The organism is Phenylobacterium sp., assembly GCF_035475775.1.
In the GTDB taxonomy this organism is placed as follows: domain Bacteria; phylum Pseudomonadota; class Alphaproteobacteria; order Caulobacterales; family Caulobacteraceae; genus Phenylobacterium.
Window position 1 is genome coordinate 58,608 of record NZ_DATIMC010000035.1, and the last position, 20,793, is coordinate 79,400.

At 71.2% G+C, this 20,793-nt stretch carries 20 protein-coding genes; 13 read left to right on the forward strand and 7 right to left on the reverse strand.

The window, feature by feature from the left end; genetic code table 11:
• Window positions 1-76 precede the first annotated feature (76 nt).
• The 8 genes from VLI41_RS04460 (at window position 77) to VLI41_RS04495 (ending at window position 7,963) form a co-directional block, all read left to right on the forward strand.
• The gene (locus tag VLI41_RS04460) at window positions 77-676 is read left to right on the forward strand and encodes a hypothetical protein (protein ID WP_325266849.1); all 600 of its coding nucleotides are present in this window, start codon (window positions 77-79) and stop codon (window positions 674-676) included.
• Entirely contained in the window at window positions 673-1,872 is a 1,200-nt protein-coding gene (locus VLI41_RS04465) for a hypothetical protein (protein WP_325266850.1), read from the forward strand. The genes VLI41_RS04460 and VLI41_RS04465 overlap by 4 nt, the downstream gene beginning before the upstream one ends.
• Before the next feature lie 92 nt (window positions 1,873-1,964).
• Entirely contained in the window at window positions 1,965-2,837 is an 873-nt protein-coding gene (gene yghU / locus VLI41_RS04470; protein WP_325266851.1) for a glutathione-dependent disulfide-bond oxidoreductase, read from the forward strand.
• Between the two features lie 216 nt (window positions 2,838-3,053).
• Window positions 3,054-3,356 (forward strand): type II toxin-antitoxin system RelE/ParE family toxin, encoded by a 303-nt coding sequence (locus VLI41_RS04475; RefSeq protein WP_325266852.1) that lies wholly within the window; start codon window positions 3,054-3,056, stop codon window positions 3,354-3,356.
• A complete protein-coding gene (locus VLI41_RS04480) occupies window positions 3,346-3,642 on the forward strand; it encodes an addiction module antidote protein (RefSeq protein ID WP_325266853.1) in 297 nt (98 codons plus the stop codon). Before VLI41_RS04475 ends, VLI41_RS04480 begins: the two co-directional genes overlap by 11 nt.
• A 193-nt stretch (window positions 3,643-3,835) precedes the next feature.
• Window positions 3,836-5,362, forward strand: a complete 1,527-nt coding sequence (locus VLI41_RS04485; protein ID WP_325266854.1) for a S10 family peptidase — start codon at window positions 3,836-3,838, stop codon at window positions 5,360-5,362.
• Between the two features lie 92 nt (window positions 5,363-5,454).
• Window positions 5,455-7,221 (forward strand): class I adenylate-forming enzyme family protein, encoded by a 1,767-nt coding sequence (locus VLI41_RS04490; protein WP_325266855.1) that lies wholly within the window; start codon window positions 5,455-5,457, stop codon window positions 7,219-7,221.
• 7 nt (window positions 7,222-7,228) lie between these two features.
• Window positions 7,229-7,963 carry a TlyA family RNA methyltransferase gene (locus tag VLI41_RS04495; RefSeq protein WP_325266856.1) on the forward strand — a complete coding sequence of 245 codons (735 nt, stop codon included), beginning with the start codon at window positions 7,229-7,231 and terminating at the stop codon, window positions 7,961-7,963.
• On the opposite strand, the gene VLI41_RS04500 is transcribed toward VLI41_RS04495, so the two are convergent.
• Entirely contained in the window at window positions 7,960-8,958 is a 999-nt protein-coding gene (locus tag VLI41_RS04500; RefSeq protein ID WP_325266857.1) for a class I SAM-dependent methyltransferase, read from the reverse strand. The two genes, VLI41_RS04495 and VLI41_RS04500, sit on opposite strands and share 4 nt — an antisense overlap.
• Before the next feature lie 104 nt (window positions 8,959-9,062).
• Entirely contained in the window at window positions 9,063-9,653 is a 591-nt protein-coding gene (locus tag VLI41_RS04505) for a glycine zipper 2TM domain-containing protein (RefSeq protein ID WP_325266858.1), read from the reverse strand.
• Between the two features lie 153 nt (window positions 9,654-9,806).
• Here VLI41_RS04505 and VLI41_RS04510 point away from each other — a divergent pair, with 153 nt between their 5' ends.
• Complete coding sequence (locus VLI41_RS04510) at window positions 9,807-11,078, forward strand: RNA methyltransferase (RefSeq protein ID WP_325266859.1); 1,272 nt, start codon at window positions 9,807-9,809, stop codon at window positions 11,076-11,078.
• Window positions 11,079-11,083: 5 nt separating this feature from the next.
• Here VLI41_RS04510 and VLI41_RS04515 read toward each other — a convergent pair whose 3' ends face one another.
• Together VLI41_RS04515 and VLI41_RS04520 are read right to left on the reverse strand one after the other, a co-directional pair.
• Complete coding sequence (locus VLI41_RS04515; protein ID WP_325266860.1) at window positions 11,084-11,485, reverse strand: endonuclease domain-containing protein; 402 nt, start codon at window positions 11,483-11,485, stop codon at window positions 11,084-11,086.
• Window positions 11,486-11,573: 88 nt separating this feature from the next.
• Window positions 11,574-12,650 carry a PA0069 family radical SAM protein gene (locus tag VLI41_RS04520; protein ID WP_325266861.1) on the reverse strand — a complete coding sequence of 359 codons (1,077 nt, stop codon included), beginning with the start codon at window positions 12,648-12,650 and terminating at the stop codon, window positions 11,574-11,576.
• A 78-nt stretch (window positions 12,651-12,728) separates the two neighbouring features.
• On the opposite strand from VLI41_RS04520, the gene VLI41_RS04525 reads away from it, so the two are divergent.
• The gene (locus tag VLI41_RS04525; RefSeq protein WP_325266862.1) at window positions 12,729-13,166 is read left to right on the forward strand and encodes a cell wall biosynthesis glycosyltransferase; all 438 of its coding nucleotides are present in this window, start codon (window positions 12,729-12,731) and stop codon (window positions 13,164-13,166) included.
• On the opposite strand, the gene VLI41_RS04530 is transcribed toward VLI41_RS04525, so the two are convergent.
• The 3 genes from VLI41_RS04530 to VLI41_RS04540 form a co-directional block, all read right to left on the reverse strand.
• A complete protein-coding gene (locus VLI41_RS04530) occupies window positions 13,101-14,711 on the reverse strand; it encodes a lytic transglycosylase domain-containing protein (RefSeq protein WP_325266863.1) in 1,611 nt (536 codons plus the stop codon). The two genes, VLI41_RS04525 and VLI41_RS04530, sit on opposite strands and share 66 nt — an antisense overlap.
• A 68-nt stretch (window positions 14,712-14,779) precedes the next feature.
• Complete coding sequence (locus tag VLI41_RS04535) at window positions 14,780-15,601, reverse strand: uracil-DNA glycosylase (RefSeq protein WP_325266864.1); 822 nt, start codon at window positions 15,599-15,601, stop codon at window positions 14,780-14,782.
• Between the two features lie 78 nt (window positions 15,602-15,679).
• On the reverse strand, window positions 15,680-16,015 hold the full coding sequence (locus VLI41_RS04540) for a YciI family protein (RefSeq protein ID WP_325266865.1): 336 nt from the start codon (window positions 16,013-16,015) through the stop codon (window positions 15,680-15,682).
• Between the two features lie 320 nt (window positions 16,016-16,335).
• On the opposite strand from VLI41_RS04540, the gene VLI41_RS04545 reads away from it, so the two are divergent.
• The 3 genes from VLI41_RS04545 to VLI41_RS04555 all read left to right on the forward strand — a co-directional run bounded on the left by VLI41_RS04545 (window position 16,336) and on the right by VLI41_RS04555 (window position 20,789).
• Window positions 16,336-17,160 (forward strand): calcium-binding protein, encoded by an 825-nt coding sequence (locus VLI41_RS04545; protein ID WP_325266866.1) that lies wholly within the window; start codon window positions 16,336-16,338, stop codon window positions 17,158-17,160.
• Window positions 17,161-17,365: 205 nt separating this feature from the next.
• Window positions 17,366-19,024, forward strand: coding sequence for an electron transfer flavoprotein-ubiquinone oxidoreductase (locus VLI41_RS04550; RefSeq protein ID WP_325266867.1), 1,659 nt, complete (start codon window positions 17,366-17,368; stop codon window positions 19,022-19,024).
• A gap of 64 nt (window positions 19,025-19,088) precedes the next feature.
• Entirely contained in the window at window positions 19,089-20,789 is a 1,701-nt protein-coding gene (locus VLI41_RS04555; protein ID WP_325266868.1) for a tetratricopeptide repeat protein, read from the forward strand.
• Window positions 20,790-20,793 lie beyond the last annotated feature (4 nt).

Below are 20,793 nucleotides of genomic sequence, written 5' to 3' on the forward strand. Positions count from 1 at the left end.
CCGTTGACTTGCCTCGGGGGCAGGAGGAGTCTCCGGAAACGGCGGTATGCGAGGCCGCCGAACCGGGGAGATGGGCATGCGGGGCTCTGCTGCGTTGATTGCGACCGGCCTGCTGGCGCTGGCCGGCCCTGCGGGCGCCCAGGCGGTGGACGTCTGGGGCGGGGGCCTGGCCTCGGCCTGCTCGACGGCGGCGCAGGGCGGCTCGTCCAGCTTCCGCGACGAGCAGGTCTGCACCCAATCGATCGAGACCGAGCAGCTCGTGCCGCTCGACCGCGCCGGCACCTATGTGAACCGCGGCATCATCAAGCTGCACGGCAAGCGATACGCCGAGGCGCTGGCCGACTTCAACACCGCCATCCGCTACAAGTCCGACCTCGCCGAGGCCTACGTGAACCGCGCCGCCGCGCGCATCGGGCTTAGGCAGTTCAAGGAGAGCCTCTCCGACATCGACAACGCCCTGATCCTGAACGTGAAGGAGCCCGAGAAGGCCTACTACAACCGCGCCGTCGCCCACGAATACCTGGACGACGAGAAGGACGCCTGGCTCGACTACAACAAGGCCCTCCAGCTCGCCCCGGACTGGCCGCTGGTCAAGCAGCAGCTCGCCCGCTTCACCGTCAGCCATCCGCTGGACGCCCTGCCGACGGTGTCCCCGCCGACGGAGCCGCACCGGTGAGCCGTGCGATCGGCGGCGCGCTCCTGGCGCTCGTGATCGGGTGCGCGGCCACCGCCGTCTTCGCAGCGCCCGCGCCGCAGACGACGAACCAGGTCACGCCGCTGGTGGTGAGCCCACGGCCGAAAGGGGCGCCCTTGCCGGACGTCACGATGCAGGTGAACGGCGGAGATGGCGGCATCGGCCAGAACGTCGCCATATGGCCCGTGTCCGCGCGCGAGGCGGGCCTCTCGGGCTACGCGACGCTCGCCTGTCTCGTCGACATTCACGGCCTGGCCGAAACCTGCCGCGTGATCTTCGAGGCGCCCCCCGGCAAGGGCTTCGGCGCCGCGGCGCTGGCGCTTCGCCCGACGTTCAAGGTCGCGCCGCGCCGGGGGCCGGACGGGCCGGTGGATTCGGAGATGCGGATCGCGGTCGACTTCAAGATGCCGCAGGTCGTGAGCAACCTGCAGGAGATCGCCCTCGCGCGCGCCCCGCCGGTCGGGACCATGACGGGCGACTCCGCGCCCAACGTCGGCAATCACGAGATCAGCGCGGCGAACCTGCGGATATCCGACAATCCGGTCGCCATGCGCCGGCTGACCATGATGACCGAGCCGGCCTGGGCCGCGGCGCCTTCGTTCGAGGACTGGGCCAAGGCCTATCCGCCCGAGGGCGGCGGCGTCGAAGGCTACGCCGTGGCCCACTGCAAGGTGGATCGTGAAGGCCGGCTCAGCCGCTGCTCCGCGGTCAAGGAGTCGCCCGCCGGCCACGGCTTCGGCAAGGCCGCGGTGGCGCTCGCCGCCCAGTTCCGCGCCTCGCCCGAGGCCATGGCCGCCGCGCCGCACGGGGCGCCGATCGAGGTGGACGTGCCGGTGCGCTTCGCCCCGCCGGGACCGGCGATCGACCGCACGATCCACGCACCGGCCTGGATCGCCGGCTCCGACCCGCAGACGCTGATCCGCGAGCTGCCGGCGAACCTCGCCGCCAAACCGGGCAGCCCGGGCGCCGTGGTTCAATGCCGGGTGGGCGAGGGCGGCGCGCTCACCGGCTGCGAGATCGAATACACCAGCCCCGACGGCATCGATTTCGACGAGGCGGCGGTGAAGCTCGCCTCGCGACTGCGGGTCAACCTGTGGTCGGCGGAGGCCAGCCCCGTCGAGGGCGGCGTCATCCACCTGCCCATTCGGCCAGGCGCGGCCCAGCAGGCGCAGAACTAGCGCTCGCTCTCCGGATCGGCGTTGCGCCGCCAGCTCCGCCGCCCGATATGGGACGGGACCCGATCCATCCCGCACCGGAGCCCCGCCCGCCGATGTCCGAAGCCCCGCCGCCGCCGAACCAGCCCGCCGACTACGTCCCGCCGAAGGTGTGGGCCTGGAACAAGGAGAATGGCGGCCGCTTCGCCAGCATCAACCGCCCGGTCGCAGGCCCGACCCACGAGAAGGAGCTGCCGGTCGGCGAGCATCCCTTCCAGCTCTATTCGCTGGCCACGCCCAACGGCCAGAAGGTCACCATTCTGTTCGAGGAGCTCCTGGCGCTCGGCCACAAGGGCGCGGAGTACGACGCCTGGCTGATCAACATCGGCTCCGGCGAGCAGTTCGGCTCCGGCTTCGTCGAGGTGAACCCCAACTCCAAGATCCCGGCGCTCCTCGACCGCTCCGGCCGCAAGCCGATCCGTCTGTTCGAATCCGGCGCCATGCTGCTGCACCTGGCGGAGAAGTTCGGGGCCTTCCTGCCGACCGAGCCGGCGGCGCGCGCGGAGGCGCTGTCGTGGCTGTTCTGGCAGATGGGCGCCGCGCCCTACCTCGGCGGCGGCTTCGGCCACTTCTACGCCTACGCGCCGTTCAAGATCGAATACGCCATCGACCGCTTCGCCATGGAGGTGAAGCGCCAGCTCGACGTCCTCGACCGCCGCCTCGCCGAGGCCGAGTACCTGGCCGGCGACGAGTACACCATCGCCGACATCGCGGTCTGGCCCTGGTACGGCGCGGCCGTGAAGGGCCAGACCTATGGGGCGGGCGAGTTCCTCTCCGTCCACGAGTACAAGAACGTGCTGCGCTGGACCGACCAGATCGCCAAGCGCCCGGCCGTCAAGCGCGGCCGCCGCGTCAACCGCGCCGGCGACGGCGGCGTCCCGGAACGCCACGCCGCCGCCGACATCGACAAGGTGCTGGAGACGGCCTGATCCCTGCCTGCCCCCTCCCGCCGCTGCGTGGGAGCCAAAAAAACAGCGATAAGATTTGGCGATCCGCGCGATCTCGTGTTCCCATTATGTTCATGTCTCAGTTTGAATTATCACCCCGGACCGCGTGTTGCCGGGCCGCCACTCCCGGCGGCGTGATGAACCGATGGCTACATTCAGCGTTTGCTCATCTGTCGCCCATAGGATACAGCGACGCCCGTGATCGAGGTCACCGAGACCGATGACTATCGCGACTGGATGTTCGCTCTGCGAGATCGCAGAGCCGCCGCGCGTATCGAAGTCCGCATCAGTCGATTGCGAATGGGCAATCCAGGCGATGTCGGCCCCGTCGGCGGAGGCGTAAGCGAGATGCGCATTCATTACGGTCCCGGTTATCGCGTCTATTACGCCGAACGTGGCTCCGAAGTCGTTCTGCCCCTGTGTGGTGGCGACAAATCCACACAACGGGACGACATCGATCGAGCGAAGGCGCTGGCAAAGGAGTGGGAAAATGGCGCTTAAGACCTATACCCATGACGGCGCGGCCTACCTCGACACGGCCGAGGCGCAAGAAGAGTACCTGATTGCCGCCTTCGAAACGGAAGACCCGGCTTTCATCTCCGACGCGCTGGGTGTGGTCGCCCGCGCAAAAAGCATGACGTGGCTATCCGAACAAACGGGCCTGTCCCGGCCAGCGCTCTATAAGGCGCTATCTGCTGACGGGAACGCCGGGTTCGCGACCATCATGAAGGTCGCGCATGCGTTGGGCTTCAACCTGAGCCTCACGCGCGCTCGCGAACCTGCCTAGGCCATAGCCCGCGTTTTGCGGGGCCGCGCTTGCCCAGCGGCAGTTGGGCCGCGCGTGTGTCGGAGTTAGCCCGTGGACGCGGGGCGGCGGGCCTTGCCGCCTCGGTCCCTCGCCGCCGCGAAACCTCACCTCGGTTTCACTTGCGGGCCGCCCGATCCTGGCCAAAATGCGAAGATCGGTGGGGTGTTTCTGCATGCATAGATCGATCGCGGCGGCCGCGTCCGTCCTGGCCCTGTGCCTGGGACTTGCGGCGGCCTCGTCGCACGCGCTCGCGGCCGACGAGCCGGCCAAGCCGGACGCCGCCAAGTCCGACGCCAAGGAGAAGATCGACCTGCCGCCGTTTCCGGCCGACGCCTCGGTCAGGCAGGTGACGCACGTGGCGGGCAAGACGCTGAGCTACACCGCCACCGTCGGCTCGCTGCCGGTGCGCGACGCCAAGGGCAAGAAGATCGCCGAGGTGGTGTTCACCGCCTATGTGCTCGACGGCGCGCGCGCTCCCGCCCGGCCGGTGACCTTCGCCTTCAACGGCGGCCCCGGCGCGGCCTCGGTCTACCTCAACATGGGCGCCATCGGGCCCAAGCGGATCCAGTTCGGCGCCCAGGGCGACAGCCCCTCCGACCCGGTGCGCCTGATCGACAACCCCGGCGCCTGGCTCGACTTCACCGACCTGGTGTTCATCGATCCGGTCGGCACCGGCTACTCCCGCTCGCTGGAGGAGCCCGAGCAGACCAAGAAGGACTTCTTCCAAGTCAAGGAGGACGTGGCCTACCTGTCGCGCATCGTCTTCGACTGGCTGGTGAAGAACGGCCGCATGGCCTCGCCAAAGTACGTGGTCGGCGAGAGCTACGGCGGCTACCGCGCGCCCGCCATCGCGCATTTCCTGCAGACCGAGCTCGGCGTCGGCCCCTCGGGCGTGGTCATGGTCTCGCCGTTCCTCGACGCGCGGACCCAGTCGTTCGAGGACATCTCGCCGTTGCCCTACATCGTCGAGCTGCCCTCGGAGGCGGCCGCCAACTACGAGCGGCAGGGCAAGCCGCTGAGCCCCGAGACGCTCGCCGAGGTCGAGCAGTACGCCCGCACCGAGTTCGCGGTGGACCTGCTGAAGGGCCGCTCCGACCCGGCCGCCGTGGACCGCATCGTCGACCACGTCACCCGCTACACGGGGCTGCGTCCCGAGCTCGTCAAGCACATGGGCGGCCGCGTCGATCCCGGCGTCTTCCTGCGCGAGCTCTATCGCGACGAGGGCAAGCTCGCCTCGATCTACGATTCCAACGTGACCACCTGGGATCCCTATCCCTGGTCGCAGGCGCAGCGGGCCGGCGATCCGATCCTCGATGCGATCATCGCGCCGACCACCTCGGCCATGGTCGACTTCATGACCCGCACCGTCGGCTGGAAGGTGGAGGGCCGCTACAACGCGCTCTCCAACGCCGTGAACCAGGCCTGGGAGAAGAACTGGTTCAGCCAGGTCGAGTCCGTCTCCGACCTCAGGAAGGCGGTGGCCGCGGACGGCAAGCTGAAGGTGCTGATCGCCCACGGCTACGACGATCTGTCCTGCCCGTTCTTCGCCTCGCAGCTGATCGTCGACCAGATGCCGCCGATGGGCGCTCCCGGCCGGGTGCGGCTCGCGGTCTATCCCGGCGGCCACATGTTCTACTCCCGCCCCGACAGCCAGGCCGCCTTCCGCCGCGACGTCATGGCGCTCTACGGCGCGCGCTGACCTGAGGGCGTTTGCGTCCGCCGGTGGCTTATGCTTGTTCACCTACCGCGCCGCGCGGGCGGACCCGCCGCCGCAAGTAGGAGACGCATCCGATGTCGAACCCCGATCTGCCGCCCGGCTGGCCCGCCATGTCCATCGCGCAGGCGCACGCGCTCCTGACCCAGCCGGGCAGTCCGCTGGAGACGGAGGAGCTGACCATCCGCGGCGTCCCGACCAAGGTGTGGAAGAACACCCCGCCCAGCCTGCGCGCCGTGGTCGAGCACGCCCGCAGCCACGGGGAGAAGATCTACCTCGTCTACGAGGACGAGCGGGTGTCCTACGAGGCGTTCTTCCGCGCCACGGCCCGGCTCGCCCAGGCCATGGCCGACCAGGGCGTGACGAAGGGCGACCGGGTCGCCGTCATCATGCGCAACCTGCCCGAATGGGTGGCCGCCTTCTACGCCGCCGCCGCGCTGGGCGCGGTGGTCACGCCCTTGAACGCCTGGTGGACCGGGCCCGAGCTGGAGTATGGCCTGACCGATTCCGGGACCAAGCTCGCCGTGGTCGACGCCGAGCGTTACGAGCGCCTCGCCGAGCACATCCCCAACTGCCCCGACCTGGTCCGCGTCTACGTCTCCCGCTGCCGCGGCGACGAGGAGTTCGCCCATCCGCTGGTCGCCAAGCTCGAGGACCTGATCGGCGCGCCCAACGACTGGAAGAATCTCCCGGACGCTCAGCTCCCGCCCGCCGAGGTCGGCCCCGAGGACGACGCCACCATCTGCTACACCTCCGGCACCACGGGGAAGCCGAAGGGCGCGCTGGCCACCAACCGCGCCGTCAACACCGCGGTGATGACCGGCGCGGCGGCGGGGGCGCGCAGCTTCCTGCGCCGGGGCGAGGCGCCGCCCGCGCCGGACCCGAACGCGCCGCAGCGCTCCTCGCTCATCTCCGTGCCGCTGTTCCACGTCACCGGCAACATGGCGATCCTCAATCCGACCACCTTCGCCGGCGGCAAGCTGGTGATGATGTACAAGTGGGATCCGATCCGCGCCTTCGAGCTGATCGAGCGCGAGAAGATCCAGGCGGCGGGCGGGGTCCCCACCATCGCCTGGCAGCTGATCGAGCATCCGGCGCGCAAGAACTACGACCTCTCCTCGCTGGAGAGCGTGGCCTACGGCGGCGCGCCCTCGGCGCCGGAGCTGGTCAGGCGGCTGCGCGAGACCTTCCCCAAGTCGCAGCCCGGCCAGGGCTGGGGCATGACCGAAACCTGCGCCACCGTCACCTCCAACGGCGCCGAGGACTACATCAACCGCCCCGACAGCTGCGGTCCGGCCGCGGCGGTCGCCGAGCTGCAGATCCGGGATCCCGAGGACGGCAGGACCGTGCTGCCGACCGGCGCCGTGGGCGAGCTCTGGTCGTTCGGCCCGATGAACTGCAAGGCCTACTGGAACAAGCCTGAGGCCACCGCCCAGACCTTCATCGACGGATGGGTGCGCACCGGCGACCTGGCGCGCCTCGACGAGGAGGGCTTCTGCTTCATCATCGACCGGGCCAAGGACATGCTGATCCGCGGCGGCGAGAACATCTACTGCGTCGAGGTCGAGAACGTGCTTTACGACCACCCCGCGGTGATGGACGCCGCGGTGGTCGGCAAGCCGCACCGGACGCTGGGGGAAGAGCCCGCCGCGGTGGTGACCCTGAAGCCGGGCGCCGCGGCCACCGAGGCGGAGCTGCGGGCCTTCGTCGCCGAGCGCCTGGCCGCCTTCAAGGTGCCGGTCGAGATCCTCATCCGCCACGAGACCCTGCCGCGCAATCCGAACGGCAAGATCCTCAAGAGCGAGCTCAAGGAATTGTTCGTCCCGGCGCAGGCGAACGCCTGACGCGCGCTTGGCGAAGAAGCGCGCCGACGTCCTGCTGGTTGAGCGGGGCCTCTTCGAGAGCCGCGCCAAGGCCCGCGCCGCCATCGAGGCGGGCGGCGTCACCGCCGATGGCCGCGGCGTCGCCAGGGCCTCGGAGCCGCTCGACGAGAGCTCCGAGATCGTCGCATCGCCGGCGCATCCCTGGGTGGGCCGAGGCGCGCTCAAGCTGCTGCACGCGCTGGAGACCTGGCCGATCGAGGTCGCGGGCCGGGTCGCCCTGGACCTGGGCGCCTCGACCGGCGGCTTCACCGAGGTGTGCCTGGCGCGCGGAGCGGCCAAGGTCTATGCGGTTGACGTGGGCCGCGGTCAGCTGCACCCCAGGCTCGCCGCCGATCCGCGGGTGGTCAGCCTGGAAGGCCTCGACGCCCGGTCTTTGACGAGCCGGCTCATCCAGGAGCCGCCGCAGCTCATCGTGGCCGACCTCAGCTTCATCGGCCTGCAGAAGGCGCTTCCGGCGGCCCTGGAGCTGGCGGCCGAGGCCGCCGATCTCGTCGCGCTGGTGAAGCCGCAGTTCGAGGTCGGGCCCGGGCGGGTCGGCCGCGGCGGGTTGGTGAAGGACGCGGCGGCGCGCGCCGAGGCGCTGGCCGGCGTCGCGCGGTTCCTTGCGGAGGCCGGCTGGCCGGTCCGGGCGAGCGGCGAAAGCCCCCTCCGGGGCGGCGACGGCAACCGCGAGTGGCTGATCTGGGCGCGCCGCGGCGCCTAACGACCAAGCAGGCGCGAGAGCGCGCGCAGCGGCGCGGTCGCCCGCCAGGAGGTGGAGGCGTAGACCGCCTCGAGGGTTTGCCGCAGCCGCTCGGTCTCCGCGGTCTCGCCGGGCGTCGCCGCCGGCGAGCCGTCGGATCGGAGCGATCCGTCGAGCCGGTGCGGCGCCGCCTCGGCCGCCGCCGGGCCCGGCATCTCGGTCGCGCCGGCCTTGATCCCGACGAACATCGCCCGCGAGGTCTGATAGTGCCAGCCCTCCGGCGAAAGGTAGTGGGTCGAGAGATTCAGCAGCTGGTCGAAGTCCTCCACGACCACCGAGAAGCCGGCCTCGCGCAGCGAGCGGACCAGCGCGCCCTTGGTCGGCCAGAACGAGCGGCGGTTCTCCCAGGAGGCCCATTTCAGGCTTTCCAGCTGGGCCTTGTCCGCCTGCGGATCGAGATCGTGCTCGGCGTACCAGCGGCCGGGCAGGCCCTCGTGGGTGGTGAGCGGCCCCAGGTCGAAGGTTCGGACCGCCGGCTCGTGGTCGAATTCGGGCGCCACGTGGGTGTCGATGAAGATCGCCTTGCGGCACGCCCGCGCCATCTCCTGCAGGAACCGGTGCTGGTCCTCCATGTGGTAGTGAAGGCCCACGCAGAAGACCATGTCGAAGGGGCCGTAGCGGGCGACGTTCCAGGCGTCGTCGCGGATGAACCGCAGGTTGGACAGGTCGGTCCTGGCCTTGATGAACTCCGCATTGGCGATATTGGCCTCGCGGACGTCGATGCCCGTGCTGTCGAGGCCGAGGCGGGCGAACTCCGTGGCGAAGCCGCCCTCGAGGCAGCCGAGGTCGACGATCGAGCGCCCGGTCCAGCCCTGCGGATAGAGCACCGGCAGCAGATTCCTCACGCAGACATAGTCGCCCATGGTGTCGACCGGGTCGGCCTGCGGAAAGGTGTAGGAGCCGTCGTCCAGACGGACGTTGTGGGCCGTGAAGCTGTTGGTCGTGGCGAGAGTCATGGCCCGACTATAGGCGAATCCGCCGGGCGTCGAAGGCGATCGGCCGAAAAGAAGGCCGCCCGCCGGTCAGGCGAGCGGCCGAGGCGCACAGATGCAGGGTGCGTTCAGTTCACGACCTGGTAGCGGCCGTCGGCATCCAGGCAGACCCGCACGAAGCGCTTCTGGACGCGGCCGTCCGGCAGGTAGACCGGGCTCTCGGCCAGCGTGCAGCCGTCGGCGTCGGCGCGGCCCTCGGCCAGGCGGTAGCGCTCGCCGTGATGGCCATAAGCCCAGCCCGGCCCCTCGTCATAGCGGCCCTCATAGCGATACTCATCGCCGTAGGGCGCGTAGCCATTGTAGGCGCCGGGCGGCGGGGGCGGCCCTGGCGGCGGCGGCGGAACTTGCCGGCAAGGCGCCGAGGAGGAGCCGATTCCGGCCCCCACCAGCGCGCCCACGCCGCCGCCGACCAGACCGCCGTCGGAGCGGTGGTGGTTCGCGGCCATGTTGGAGCCGACCACGGCGCCCAGGCCGCCGCCGATCAGGGCGCCCAGCAGGCCGCGGTTGCTGGACTGCTGCTGGCAGCCCGCATAGCCGCCGTCACCGTAGTAGCCGTACTGGCCATAGGGCTGCGCCTGGGCGGTGACGCCCACCGCGCCCAGCGCCGCAGCGCCGGCGATGGCGGCGACTACGCCCTTGGCCAAGGTCTTGCGGTTCATCTCATCCCTCTCTCGAATGCGCGATGGCGGCCACTGCGCCGCTCTCCTGGCCGAATATGGCCGGTGTTATCTGAACGGTCGTTAATCGCCCCGTTCATCTTCCTTCATCATCGGTTGACCAAACCTGCGCAGCACTGCGGCATGACGCCCGAGATGCGCCGTCCCCGACCCCAGCCGCCGCCCGCCGGACCGCCCGTCGAGCTCCTCATTGAGGCCGTGGGCGGGGAGGGTGACGGCGTCGCGGCGGGGCCGGTCTATGTGCCGTTCGCCCTGCCCGGCGAGCGGGTGCGCGCCGCTGGCGCCGGCGAGCGGCGCGCGCTGGTCGAGGTGCTCGAGGCAAGCCCGGAGCGCATCGCCCCGCCGTGCCCGCACTTCTTCGCCTGCGGCGGCTGCGCGCTGCAGCACTGGGCGCACGCGCCCTATCTGGCCTGGAAGCTGGAGCGGCTGAGGGCCACGCTGGCGCGGCAGCGGATCGAGACCGAGCTCCTGGCGCCCTTCGCTGCGCAGCCCGCCACGCGGCGGCGCCTCGCGCTCCACGCCCGCAAGGGGACCGCTGCGGCGGCCCGGCTCGGCTACAAGGCCCGCAGGTCCTGGGACCTGGTGGAGATCGAGGTCTGCCCGATCGCGAACCCGAGGCTGCAGGCGGCCATCCCGGCCCTGAAGCGCCTCGCCGCGCCCCTGTTCGAGCATCCGAAGTCGGCGCCCACCTTGCACGTGACGCTCACCGACAGCGGCCTCGATGTCGAGATCTCCGGCGTCGAGCGCCGGTCCGGCGGGCTCTCGGCCGACGCCCGGGTGCTCCTGGCCGAGCGCGCCGCGGCCGCCGATGTGGCGCGCGTCACCCTCGACGGCGAGGTCGCCTACCTGGCCCGCAGCCCGCAGGTGCGGCTGGGGCCGGCCGTCGTCAGCCTGCCGCCGGGCGGGTTCCTGCAGGCCACGGCCGGGGCCGAGGCCGCCATGGCCGGCTTCGTCGCCGAGGCCGCGGCGGGCGCGGGCCGCATCGCCGACCTCTACTGCGGCGTGGGGACCTTCACCTTCCGCCTGGCGCAGATCGCCCCCGTCCACGCCGCCGACGTCGCCGCCGATGCGATCCGCGCGCTCACCTCCGCGCTCGCCGGCGCGCCCGGCCTGAAGGACATCGCCGCCGAGGCGCGCGACCTGGTCCGCCGCCCCGTGCTCGCCGCGGAGCTGAAGCGGGTGGACGTGGCCGTGCTCGATCCGCCGCGGGCCGGCGCGGCCGAGCAGACGGCCGAGCTCGCCCGCTCCGCCGTCGGCCGCGTGGTCGGCGTTTCCTGCAACCCCGCCACCTTCGCCCGCGACGCCCGCACGCTCGTGGAGGCCGGTTTCCGGCTGACCCGCGTGCTTCCCGTCGACCAGTTCCTCTGGTCGCCGCACATCGAGCTGGTCGGCGTGTTCGAGCGGTAGGGTCGTCACAGAACCTCACCCGCCAAGCGGGCGGGGGAGGGGGACCGCGAAGTGGTGGAGGGGGAGGCGGACCCCGCCAGGTTCAACAGGTAGCCCGCAACAGCCTCGGGATCGCGAAGCACCTCGCGCGCCGCCACCCGGACAGTGCAGATGCCTTGATCGATCAGGAAGATGTCGCGACGGCGATCGCCCTGCGGCCGCTGACCAAAGCCATGGCTTCCGCCGTCCACCTCAATGCACAGCCGAGCGCTCGCGCAGAAGAAGTCGAGCACGTAAGGGCCAATCGGGTGCTGCCTCCGGAATACAGGTTTGCCGGCCTCCCGCCCGCGCAGCCGCTTCCAGAGCAGGACCTCCGGCAGGGACATCTCCTTTCGAAGTCGGCGCGCGCGCTTGAGGGTCTTTTCCATGGTCCTCATGATTGGGCCTCCCCCTCCACCACGTCGTGGTCCCCCTCCCCCGCGATGGCGCGGGGGAGGTTCTTGAATCGCAGATCCCTCACCCGAACAGCCCCAACTGGTCGCCTGGCCGAGGTGGGATGCGGAACTGGGAGAGGTCGAGCGGGGGCAGGGGCTCGGCCAGGCCGTAACGCTGCCTGGCGGTCGCGAAGCGGCGCGACATCAGGGCGGCGATCGGGCCCTCGCCCTTCATCCGCCTGCCCCACTGGCTGTCGTAGGTCTTGCCGCCGCGGATCTGGCGGATCAGCGACATCACCCGCGAGGCGCGGTCCGGGTGGTCGGTCGCGAGCCACTCCTCGAACAGATCCTTGATCTCCAGCGGCAGACGGAGCGCGACATAGCCCGCGCCCTTCGCGCCGGCCTCGGCCGCCCGCTGCAGGACGGCCTCCATCTCGTGGTCATTGAGACCCGGGACGCACGGCGCGAACATGACGACCACCGGCACCCCGGCCTCGGAAAGCCGCCGCACCGCCTCCAGCCGCTTCTCCGGCGTGGCGGCGCGCGGCTCCATCGAGCGGGCGAGCTTGCGGTCCAGCGTGGTGATCGAGATCGCCACCCGCACCAGGCTCTTCGCCGACATCGCGGTCATGAGATCGAGGTCGCGCAGGATCAGCGCCGACTTGCTGATGATCGAGAAGGGGTGGTCGAAGCGCTGCAGCACCTCGATCACCTGGCGGGTGACAAGCAGCTTGCGTTCCTGCGGCTGGTAGGGATCGGTGTTGCCGCCGATGTGAATGATTTCAGGCTTGTACCGTGGGTTGCTCAACTCGCGCTCGAGCAGGCGGGCGGCTTCGGGCTTGAAGAACAGCTTGGATTCGAAGTCGAGCCCGGGGGAGAGGCCCATGTAGGCGTGGGCGGGGCGCGCATAGCAGTAGATGCAACCGTGCTCGCAGCCGCGATAGGGGTTGATCGAGGCGGAGAAGCCCACGTCGGGGCTGTCGTTGTGGGTGATGATGGTCTTCGCCCGCTCCGGCGTGACGGTGGTGGCGATCGCGCTCGGCAGCGCCTCGTCGGCGGTCCAGCCATCGTCGAAGGCCTCGCGCGCCTCAGCCTCGAAGCGGCCGCTGCGGTTCGAGCGGGCGCCGCGCCCGCGGATCTGCTGGGTGAAGGTGGTCACGGCCGAAGGCTAGCGTCTCAGGTGGAACGAAACAAGAACTCAATTGACGGGCCGCGGTTCCGGGCCGCTGGTGGCGGCATGCTCTCGGTGGTCGTCGATGCGCAGCGCGCGCCCGAGCGGCTGGCCGGGATGCTGGCCCAGCTGACGCCGCTCGCGGTGGCTGGGCTGGTGCGCGAGGTGGTGGTGGCGACGCCGCGCGGCCACGGCGGGGCCGAAGCGCTTTGCGAGGCCACGGGCGCGCTGATCGAGGGCGACCTGACCACGGCCCTGCAGCGGACCAGGGCCGACTGGCTCCTGCTGTTGCCGGCCGAGCTGCGCTTGCGCGACGGCTGGGTCGAGCGGCTGCAGGATGCGCTGGCCCGCGGCCCTCGGCCCGCGAGGCTCGTGGGCATGAAGCCGGGCGCCTTCCGCCCTGCGCCCCGCGGCGTGCTGGTGCGCCGGGCCGAGGCGCTAGCGCAGCCCGACCTGCATCGGCTGGGCCGCCGCCTGGGCCTCGCCGCCCTGCGCATCGGCTAGGTCGAGGCGGGCGTCGACCTCGCGCGCGCCGGCCGCCAGCGCATCCAGCGAGCGGGTGTCCTCCCCGAACAGCTGGCGGTAAGTCCAGTAGCCGGCCATCACCCGCTGCACATAGGCCCGGGTCTCGGCGGCGGGCAGGCACTCCATCAGCAGCAGGTCGTCGGCGCCCGGGCCGACCTGCTGGGCGGTCTTGGCCACCTGTCCGGGCCCGCCGTTGTAGGCGGCGACGGTCTTCACGAGGTCGTAGCCGACGCCCTTCTGCTGCAGCCAGGTGAGATAGTCCTGGCCGACGCGCAGGTTGAAGCCGGGATCGAACAGCGGGCTCATGTCGGCGCGCAGCTTGTCGTCGCCGGCGGCGCGCACGGCGGCCTCGGGCATCAGCTGCATCAGGCCCACCGCCCCCTTCGGCGAGAGCGCGCCCGGATTGAAGCCGCTCTCCTGGCGCACGATGGCGTAGACCAGCGCCTTGTCCACGGTGAAGCCCGATTTCGGCTCCAGCGGCGGGAGCGGATAGTCGATCGGGCGGGTCCGGCCGGTCGAGATCCCGCCGCCGGGAGCCGCCAGCGCGACGCCCAGCACCCCGGCGAGGCCCGTCCAGCGCCGGCGCTCGGCATCGTTGCGGGCGAGCACCAGCCCGGCGCGGATCTCCTGGGCGGCCTCCTGCAGGCGGCCGATCTGGGCGAGCGCGGCCGCCCGGTGCGCCCGATCGTCCCCGGCGATGAAGGCGACGAGCTCGGGCGCGGGCTGGACGTAGGCGGCCTGGATGAGGCTGTCGATGCTCGGGGTCTCGCCTTGCGCGCGCAGCAGTTCCAGGCGCCGCGCGGCGAGCATGCCGTAGAAGGTGTCCGGCAGCTGGGCGGCGGCGCGCAGGAACACCTTCTCGCGCTCGACGTCGGCGAGCACATCGGCCGAGCGCGCGGCCCAGAACCCGCCGGCCGCGCGGCTCCAGGGGTCCTGGTCGCCATCGCCCGCCAGGGCGGTGAACTCGCGTTCGGCGCGCCGGTAGTCGCCCAGCCGATAGGATGCGAGCCCGGCGATCCAGCGCTCGTGGGCTTCGGTCGCAATCTGCAGGGCGCGGGCCACATCGCCGGCGTAGAAGGCGTCGCGCGCCTTCTGGGCCTCATCCGTGGGCGCGCCGTGTCCGGCCCGGGTCGGATCGGGTCCGAGCAGCAGGGTCGGCTGCGGCGGATCGGCCGCCTGCGGCGGCTTGCGCTTGGCGGCGAGCGCGAAGATGCGGTCGGCGACCGGCAGGTCGCGGAACTTGCCGAGCCAGGCGGCGAGCTCCTCGAACGCCGCCTTGTGGGCGCTCGGATGCATCAGCTGGCTGAACGAGAGATAGCCCAGCAGCGACTTGTCGCGCACCGCGGCGGTCTGCACCTGGGCGTCGATGAAGTCGCCGCGGTCCACGTCGCCGAACGCGGCCACGTAGTGCTGCACGTCGTCTGGCGAGAGCGCCTGGGGCGCGGCGGCCGCGGCGCTCGCGGCCATGGCGGTTGCGCAGGCGAGGATCGCGCCCCCCACCAGCAGGCGCTTCGTCAGCGTCATGCCGTCTTCCGCGATCAGGCCCCCAAGCGAGCCGCCCCGCGGTCCTCTCTAGCGTCCCACGGCAACGGTTAGGCGGGGCGGTCCGAACGATCAAGCCTCTCGGTGAGGCTCAGGAGATCCAACCACGCGCGCTTCTTCGCCGCAGGCTGCTTGAGCAGGAAGGCGGGATGCAAGGTCGGCAGCGCCGGCAGCTCGAGCGCGCCGTCGGCGGAGCGCCACTCGAACCAGCGGCCGCGCAGCGAGAGGATCCCCTCCTCGGTCTTCAGCATCGCCTTGGCCGAGGCGCCGCCCACGAGCAGCAGCATCTTCGGCTTCACCAGAGCGATCGCCCGCTCCAGGAAGGGTGCGCAGACCAGCTGCTCCGACGCGGAGGGCGTGCGGTTGCCGGGCGGGCGCCAGAAGACCGTGTTGGTGATGAACACGCGCTCGCTCAGCCCGGCGGCGGCCAGCATCTTGTCCAGCAGCTTGCCGGCGCGGCCGACGAACGGCTGGCCTTGCGCGTCCTCCTCCGCGCCCGGGCCTTCGCCGATGAGCATCACGGGGGCGTCGCTGCGGCCGCGGTGGAACACCGCCTGGCGCGCCGCGCCCTCGAACTTCAGCGGACAGCCGTCGAACGCCGCGATGGCGGCGGCGAGCGCCTCGATGCCCTGCGCCTCGGCGGCGAGCGCCTGCGCCTGAGCGATGGCGGCTGAGACCTCGGGCCGGGGCGGCGCGGCGCCCGGCGGCGCGGCCGCAGCGGCCGGGCCCTTGCGCGTCGGCGGCTGGGGCGGGGCGAGGCGGCCCGCGGCGATGCGGTCGACCGGCGCCTCCAGCAGCATGGCGTCGACTCCCGCCTCCGCCCAGAAGGCGAGCAGGCTCTCGGCGGCGGATCGGTCGGCAGATGGCGTCACGAGCCGATGCTATATGCTGGGCGGGGCTCCGCGAAGGCCGCGCGTCACGCCCGATCCTCGTCGCGAGGTTGCGCGGCCTCAGCCGCCCGGAACGGGCAGCACCGGCATGATCTCCACGCCGTCGCCAGGGAAGATCGTGAAGTGCGGATGGCCCTTGAACATGGCCGCCGCCGCGTCCTGGCTGTCCGCCTCGACGATGACATAGGCGGCGAGATTGTTGCGCACGTCGGCCACGCCGGAGCCGGTGACCTTCTTGGTCTTGCCGAGCGGGCCGCCCGAATCGACGACGCTGCCGGCATGGCGGTCCATCCAGTCCCGCCAGGCCTGCATGCCCTTGGCCATCGCCGCCTCGTCCATGGCGGGCGGGGGGCCTTCGCGCGGGCTGCCGGTATAGACGGCCAGGAACTTCGCCATGTGCTTCTCCTTGGTTGGCGGTTTGCGGCCTGCGCCGCTGCCTCCCAGGACGTAGGGCTGCGCCTCCCCCCGACAATGATCTCGTCCGGCGCGGGACCGGCGTCTTGCTCCCGAGCCGCGGCAAATCGATCGGCAGGATGGGGTGTTTCTTCAAGGACCGCCGGATGAAACGGCGCAGCTTGGACGTTTGTCGGTCTGAGGGGGCGCGGACCATCGCGCCGCGTAGGTGAGTAGCGCGTCACACGTCACAGCAGTCTCGCGATCGGTCGGGCCCGGCGACGGCCCGACCGCCTGCGGCTCACCTCAACGGAGACAACCCCATGCAAGGCCTCAGCTCGATGGAAGACGTCGACTTTGACGACGATCGCAATTTCTCGCTCACCTCGACGACGCCTGTCACGACCGCGGACGACGACGGCCCCAATCCTGACTCGGGCGACGACGGCGCGGACGGCGGCCAGGGCGGCGGCGGCCCCGGCGGCGATGGCGGCGACAACAACGCGCTCGCCATGACGCTCACCGGCACGGCCGGCGACGACGTCCTGCGCGGCAACGACGCCGGCGACAGCATCACCGGCCTGGCCGGGAACGACCAGCTGCGCGGCGGCGACGGCGCCGACTCCATCGATGGCGGCGCCGGCGATGACTTCCTGCGCGGCGGCAAGGGCGACGACGTCCTGACCGGCGGAGACGGCAACGACTTCCTGCGCGGCGAAGCCGGCAACGACACCCTCGACGGCGGCGCGGGCGACGACACCCTCGACGGCTGCAAGGGCGTCGACATGCTGACCGGCGGCCAGGGCAACGACATGTTCCTGATCCACGGGAACGAACACGCCACCTCGGCCGACGGCCTGACGCACATCAGCGACTTCACCACCGGCGCCGACAAGCTGGCGTTCGACGACGACGGGCTGATGACCGTCACGGCGGCCAATTTCTCGACCGCGACGGCGACCACCTTCGCCGACGCGCTGGCCGCCGCCCAGGCGCAGATCGGCGCCGGGACGGTGGACTTCGTGGCGGTGCAGCTCGGCGCCGACGTCATCGTCTTCGCCGACGAGGACAACACCAACGAGGCCGATGCGGCCGTGGTGCTGGTGGGCAAGTCGCTCTCCGACATTGCGCCGGGCGACATCATCTAGACCCCACCGGGCGCGCCGTCTCTCCGGTCCTGCGCGCCCGGGCCCACGCGGCCCGCATTCCCCCAGCCGGACCGCGTCGAACCCCCGCCCAGCCCCCGCTCGGCGGGGGTTTTGCTTGACCGCCGCCGGGTGAGGTCCCGATAAGTCGCGCCAACCGATGGGGCCGCCGCGTTGCGCCGCCCCGGCGAGCCGCACGAGAGGGGCCATGAGCGAAGGCGTCCAACGCGAGTCGATGGAGTACGACGTCGTCGTCGTCGGCGCGGGACCCTCGGGCCTGGCCGCGGCGATCCGCCTGAAGCAGATCGATCCCGAGATCACCGTCGCGGTGATCGAGAAAGGCGCCGAGGTGGGCGCCCACATCCTCTCCGGGGCGGTGATCGATCCGATCGCCATCGACGAGCTCTTCCCGGACTGGAAGGAGCGGGGCGCGCCGCTGGAGACGGCGGTGACCGAGGACCGGTTCCTGCTGCTCGGGGCGCAGGGCAGCCTCGCCGCGCCCATGTGGGCGATGCCGGCGATGATGCAGAACCACGGCAACTACATCGCCTCGCTCGGCAACCTCTGCCGCTGGCTGGCGGGTCAGGCCGAGGCGCTCGGCGTCGAGATCTATCCGGGCATGGCGGCCTCGCAGCCGGTGTTCGAGGGTGAGCGGCTGGCCGGCGTCGTGGTCGGCGAGTTCGGGCGCAACAAGGACGGGACGCCCGGGCCCAACTACGAGCCCGGCATGGAGCTGCGCGGCAAGTACGTGTTCATCGGCGAAGGCGTGCGCGGCTCGCTCGCCAAGGTGCTGAAGGCCAAGTACGGCCTGAGCGCGGGGCGCGAGCCCGAGAAGTACGGCATCGGCCTGAAGGAACTGTGGCAGGTTCCCGATGAGGTGTTCCGCCCGGGGCTGGTGGTCCACACCCTGGGCTGGCCGCTGGACAACCAGACCGGCGGCGGCAGCTTCATGTACCATTTCGGCGACCACTACGTGGCGATCGGCTTCGTGGTGCACCTGAACTACAAGAACCCGTGGCTCTCGCCGTTCGACGAGTTCCAGCGCTTCAAGCACCATCCCGATGTCGCGCCCCACCTGGCCGGGGGCAAGCGCATCGCCTACGGCGCCCGCGCCATCAGCGAAGGCGGCTTCCAGTCGATCCCGCAGATGTACTTCCCGGGCGGGGTGCTGCTGGGGGATTCCGCAGGCCTGCTCAACGTGCCGCGCATCAAGGGCAGCCACAACGCCATGAAGAGCGGCATGCTGGCGGCCGAAGCGGCGGCGGCGGCGATCAGGGCCGGCCGGGCCGGCGACGAGCTCACCGAATACAAGCAGGCGTTCGAGCGCTCCTGGATCCGCAAGGAGCTGCACACGGTGCGCAACTTCAAGCCGCTGTGGTCGAAGCTCGGCACCATGCCGGGCGGCGCGATCGCCGTGGCCGACCTGCACGTGGCGAGCCTGCTCGGCGGCTTCTCGCCGTTCGGGACCCTGAAGCATGGCAAGACCGACGCCGAAGCCACCGGCCACGCCAAGGACTATCAGCCGATCGTCTATCCGAAGCCGGACGGGGTGCTGTCGTTCGACAAGCTCTCCTCGGTGTTCCTGTCGAACACCAACCACGACGAGAACCAGCCGGCGCACCTGAAGCTGAAGGATCCCGCCATCCCCATCGAGGTGAACCTGCCCGAGTACGGCGAGCCCGCCCGGCTCTACTGCCCGGCCGGGGTCTACGAGGTGCTCTACGACGACGACGGCAAGAACCCGCGGTTCCAGATCAACTTCCAGAACTGCGTCCACTGCAAGACCTGCGACATCAAGGATCCGTCGCAGAACATCGATTGGACGACGCCGCAGGGCGGGGACGGGCCGAACTACCCCAATATGTAGGCCTCAGCCGGCGCGCGGTTCGGCCGCGCTTGCCGTGAGGGCTGGAACCGCAGAAGGTCCGATCATGCGCCTGAGCCTGCTCCTCGCCGCCGCCCCGCTCGTGATCCTCGGCGGCTGCGCCGCGATCGGCGGCAAGGGCGCGCCGGTCGCTCAGGCCGAGCCGCCACCGGCGGCCTCGCCCTATGGCCTGTTCCTGGCGGGCGAGGCGGCGATGAACGCCGGGCGCAGCAGCGAGGCGGCGCAGTTCTTCGATCTGGCCCGGCTCGGCTCCGACGACAACGCCACGGTCGAGGAGCGCGCCTTCACCGCCGCGATCCTGGCGGGCGACATCGACAAGGCCGCCGCCCTCGCGCCCGCCGGCGACGACGCCTCGGAAGCCGCCAAGCGGCTCGGCAAGCTGGTGCTCGCGGTCAAGGCGATCGCCGACGACAAGGGCAAGGAGGCCGAGGCCCAGCTCGCAGGCGACGCCATCCAGTTCCCGCATCGCGCCGTGGCGGCCCTGCTCGCGCCGTGGGCGGCGGCGGAAGCCGGCGACCAGGAGGGCTCGCTCGTGCGGCCGCAGGTGCGCGGCGACCGCGTGGTCGACTATTTCGGCCAGCTCGGCCAGGCTCTGCTCTACGAACGCGCGCGGCGCTACGACGAGGCGGAGACCGACTTCAAGGCGCTGACCGAGGGGCCCGTGCGCACGACGCTCGCCAGCCTCACCTACGGCGGCTTCCTGGAGCGGCGCGGGCGGCGCGCCGACGCCGTCCACGTCTATGACGAGGCGCTCGAGCGGACTCCCGGCGAGACCTCGCTGATCGCCGCAAGGGCGCGCGCGCAGGCGCGCAGGGGCGCGCCGCCGGCCCCAGCCATCAAGGTCGGAGCCGCCCAGGCGATCCTCGGGCCTGCGTCCGAGATGGTCGCGGCCAAGCAGAACCAGTTCGGGCTCGCCTACCTGCGCCTGGCCCTGCGGCTCGACCCGAAGCGCGACGAGGCGTGGGTGATGGTCGGCGACGTGCTCGCCGGCGCGGGCGACGACGCCGCGGCGCGCGACGCTTACGCCAAGATCAAGCCCGATTCGGAGGAATATGGCGCCGCCCAGGCCAAGCTCGCCTGGACCTACCAGAACGCCGGCGACAAGGAGACGGCGCTGAAGCTCGCGCGCGCCGGCGCCGCCACCGGCGCCGACGAGGCCAAGATGACGCTCGCCGATCTGCTGCGCGCCGACGAGCGGTACGCCGAGGCGGCCCAGGTGCTGAGCGGGCTGATCGGCGACGACAAGAGCCCCGACTGGCGGCTGCTCTATGCGCGGGGCGTCTCCTACGAGCGTCTCGGCCGCTGGCCCGAGGCGGAGGCCGACCTGAAGGCGGCGCTGAAGCTGGCGCCGGACGAGCCGGAGCTGCTCAACTACCTTGGCTATTCCTGGATCGACCGCGGCGAGCACCTCAAGGATGCCATGGCCATGGTCGAGAAGGCGGTCGCCGCCGACCCGCGCTCCGGGGCGATGGTCGACAGCCTGGGCTGGGCCTACTACCGGCTGGGCGACTACAAGCAGGCGGTCGAGAAGCTGGAGCAGGCGGTCGAGCTGGAGGCCGGCGATCCGGAGATCAACAACCACCTGGGAGACGCGTACTGGAAGGTGGGCCGCAAGGACGAGGCCCTGTTCCAGTGGCGCCGCGTGCTGACCCTGCAACCGGACGCCAAGATCAAGGCCGACGCCGAGACCAAGATCGCCTCGGGCGCGGGCCCCGACGGGCCGCCGCGCAAGGTCGCCGGGGAATAGCATC

Coding starts and splice junctions, on each gene's coding strand:
- VLI41_RS04460 (WP_325266849.1), top strand. CDS start 77: ATGCGGGGCTCTGCTGCGTTGATTGCGACCGGCCTGCTGGCGCTGGCC.
- yghU (WP_325266851.1), top strand. CDS start 1,965: ATGTCCGAAGCCCCGCCGCCGCCGAACCAGCCCGCCGACTACGTCCCG.
- VLI41_RS04480 (WP_325266853.1), top strand. CDS start 3,346: ATGGCGCTTAAGACCTATACCCATGACGGCGCGGCCTACCTCGACACG.
- VLI41_RS04485 (WP_325266854.1), top strand. CDS start 3,836: ATGCATAGATCGATCGCGGCGGCCGCGTCCGTCCTGGCCCTGTGCCTG.
- VLI41_RS04490 (WP_325266855.1), top strand. CDS start 5,455: ATGTCGAACCCCGATCTGCCGCCCGGCTGGCCCGCCATGTCCATCGCG.
- VLI41_RS04500 (WP_325266857.1), bottom strand. CDS start 8,958: ATGACTCTCGCCACGACCAACAGCTTCACGGCCCACAACGTCCGTCTG.
- VLI41_RS04505 (WP_325266858.1), bottom strand. CDS start 9,653: ATGAACCGCAAGACCTTGGCCAAGGGCGTAGTCGCCGCCATCGCCGGC.
- VLI41_RS04510 (WP_325266859.1), top strand. CDS start 9,807: ATGCGCCGTCCCCGACCCCAGCCGCCGCCCGCCGGACCGCCCGTCGAG.
- VLI41_RS04515 (WP_325266860.1), bottom strand. CDS start 11,485: ATGGAAAAGACCCTCAAGCGCGCGCGCCGACTTCGAAAGGAGATGTCC.
- VLI41_RS04525 (WP_325266862.1), top strand. CDS start 12,729: ATGCTCTCGGTGGTCGTCGATGCGCAGCGCGCGCCCGAGCGGCTGGCC.
- VLI41_RS04530 (WP_325266863.1), bottom strand. CDS start 14,711: ATGACGCTGACGAAGCGCCTGCTGGTGGGGGGCGCGATCCTCGCCTGC.
- VLI41_RS04540 (WP_325266865.1), bottom strand. CDS start 16,015: ATGGCGAAGTTCCTGGCCGTCTATACCGGCAGCCCGCGCGAAGGCCCC.
- VLI41_RS04545 (WP_325266866.1), top strand. CDS start 16,336: ATGCAAGGCCTCAGCTCGATGGAAGACGTCGACTTTGACGACGATCGC.
- VLI41_RS04550 (WP_325266867.1), top strand. CDS start 17,366: ATGAGCGAAGGCGTCCAACGCGAGTCGATGGAGTACGACGTCGTCGTC.
- VLI41_RS04555 (WP_325266868.1), top strand. CDS start 19,089: ATGCGCCTGAGCCTGCTCCTCGCCGCCGCCCCGCTCGTGATCCTCGGC.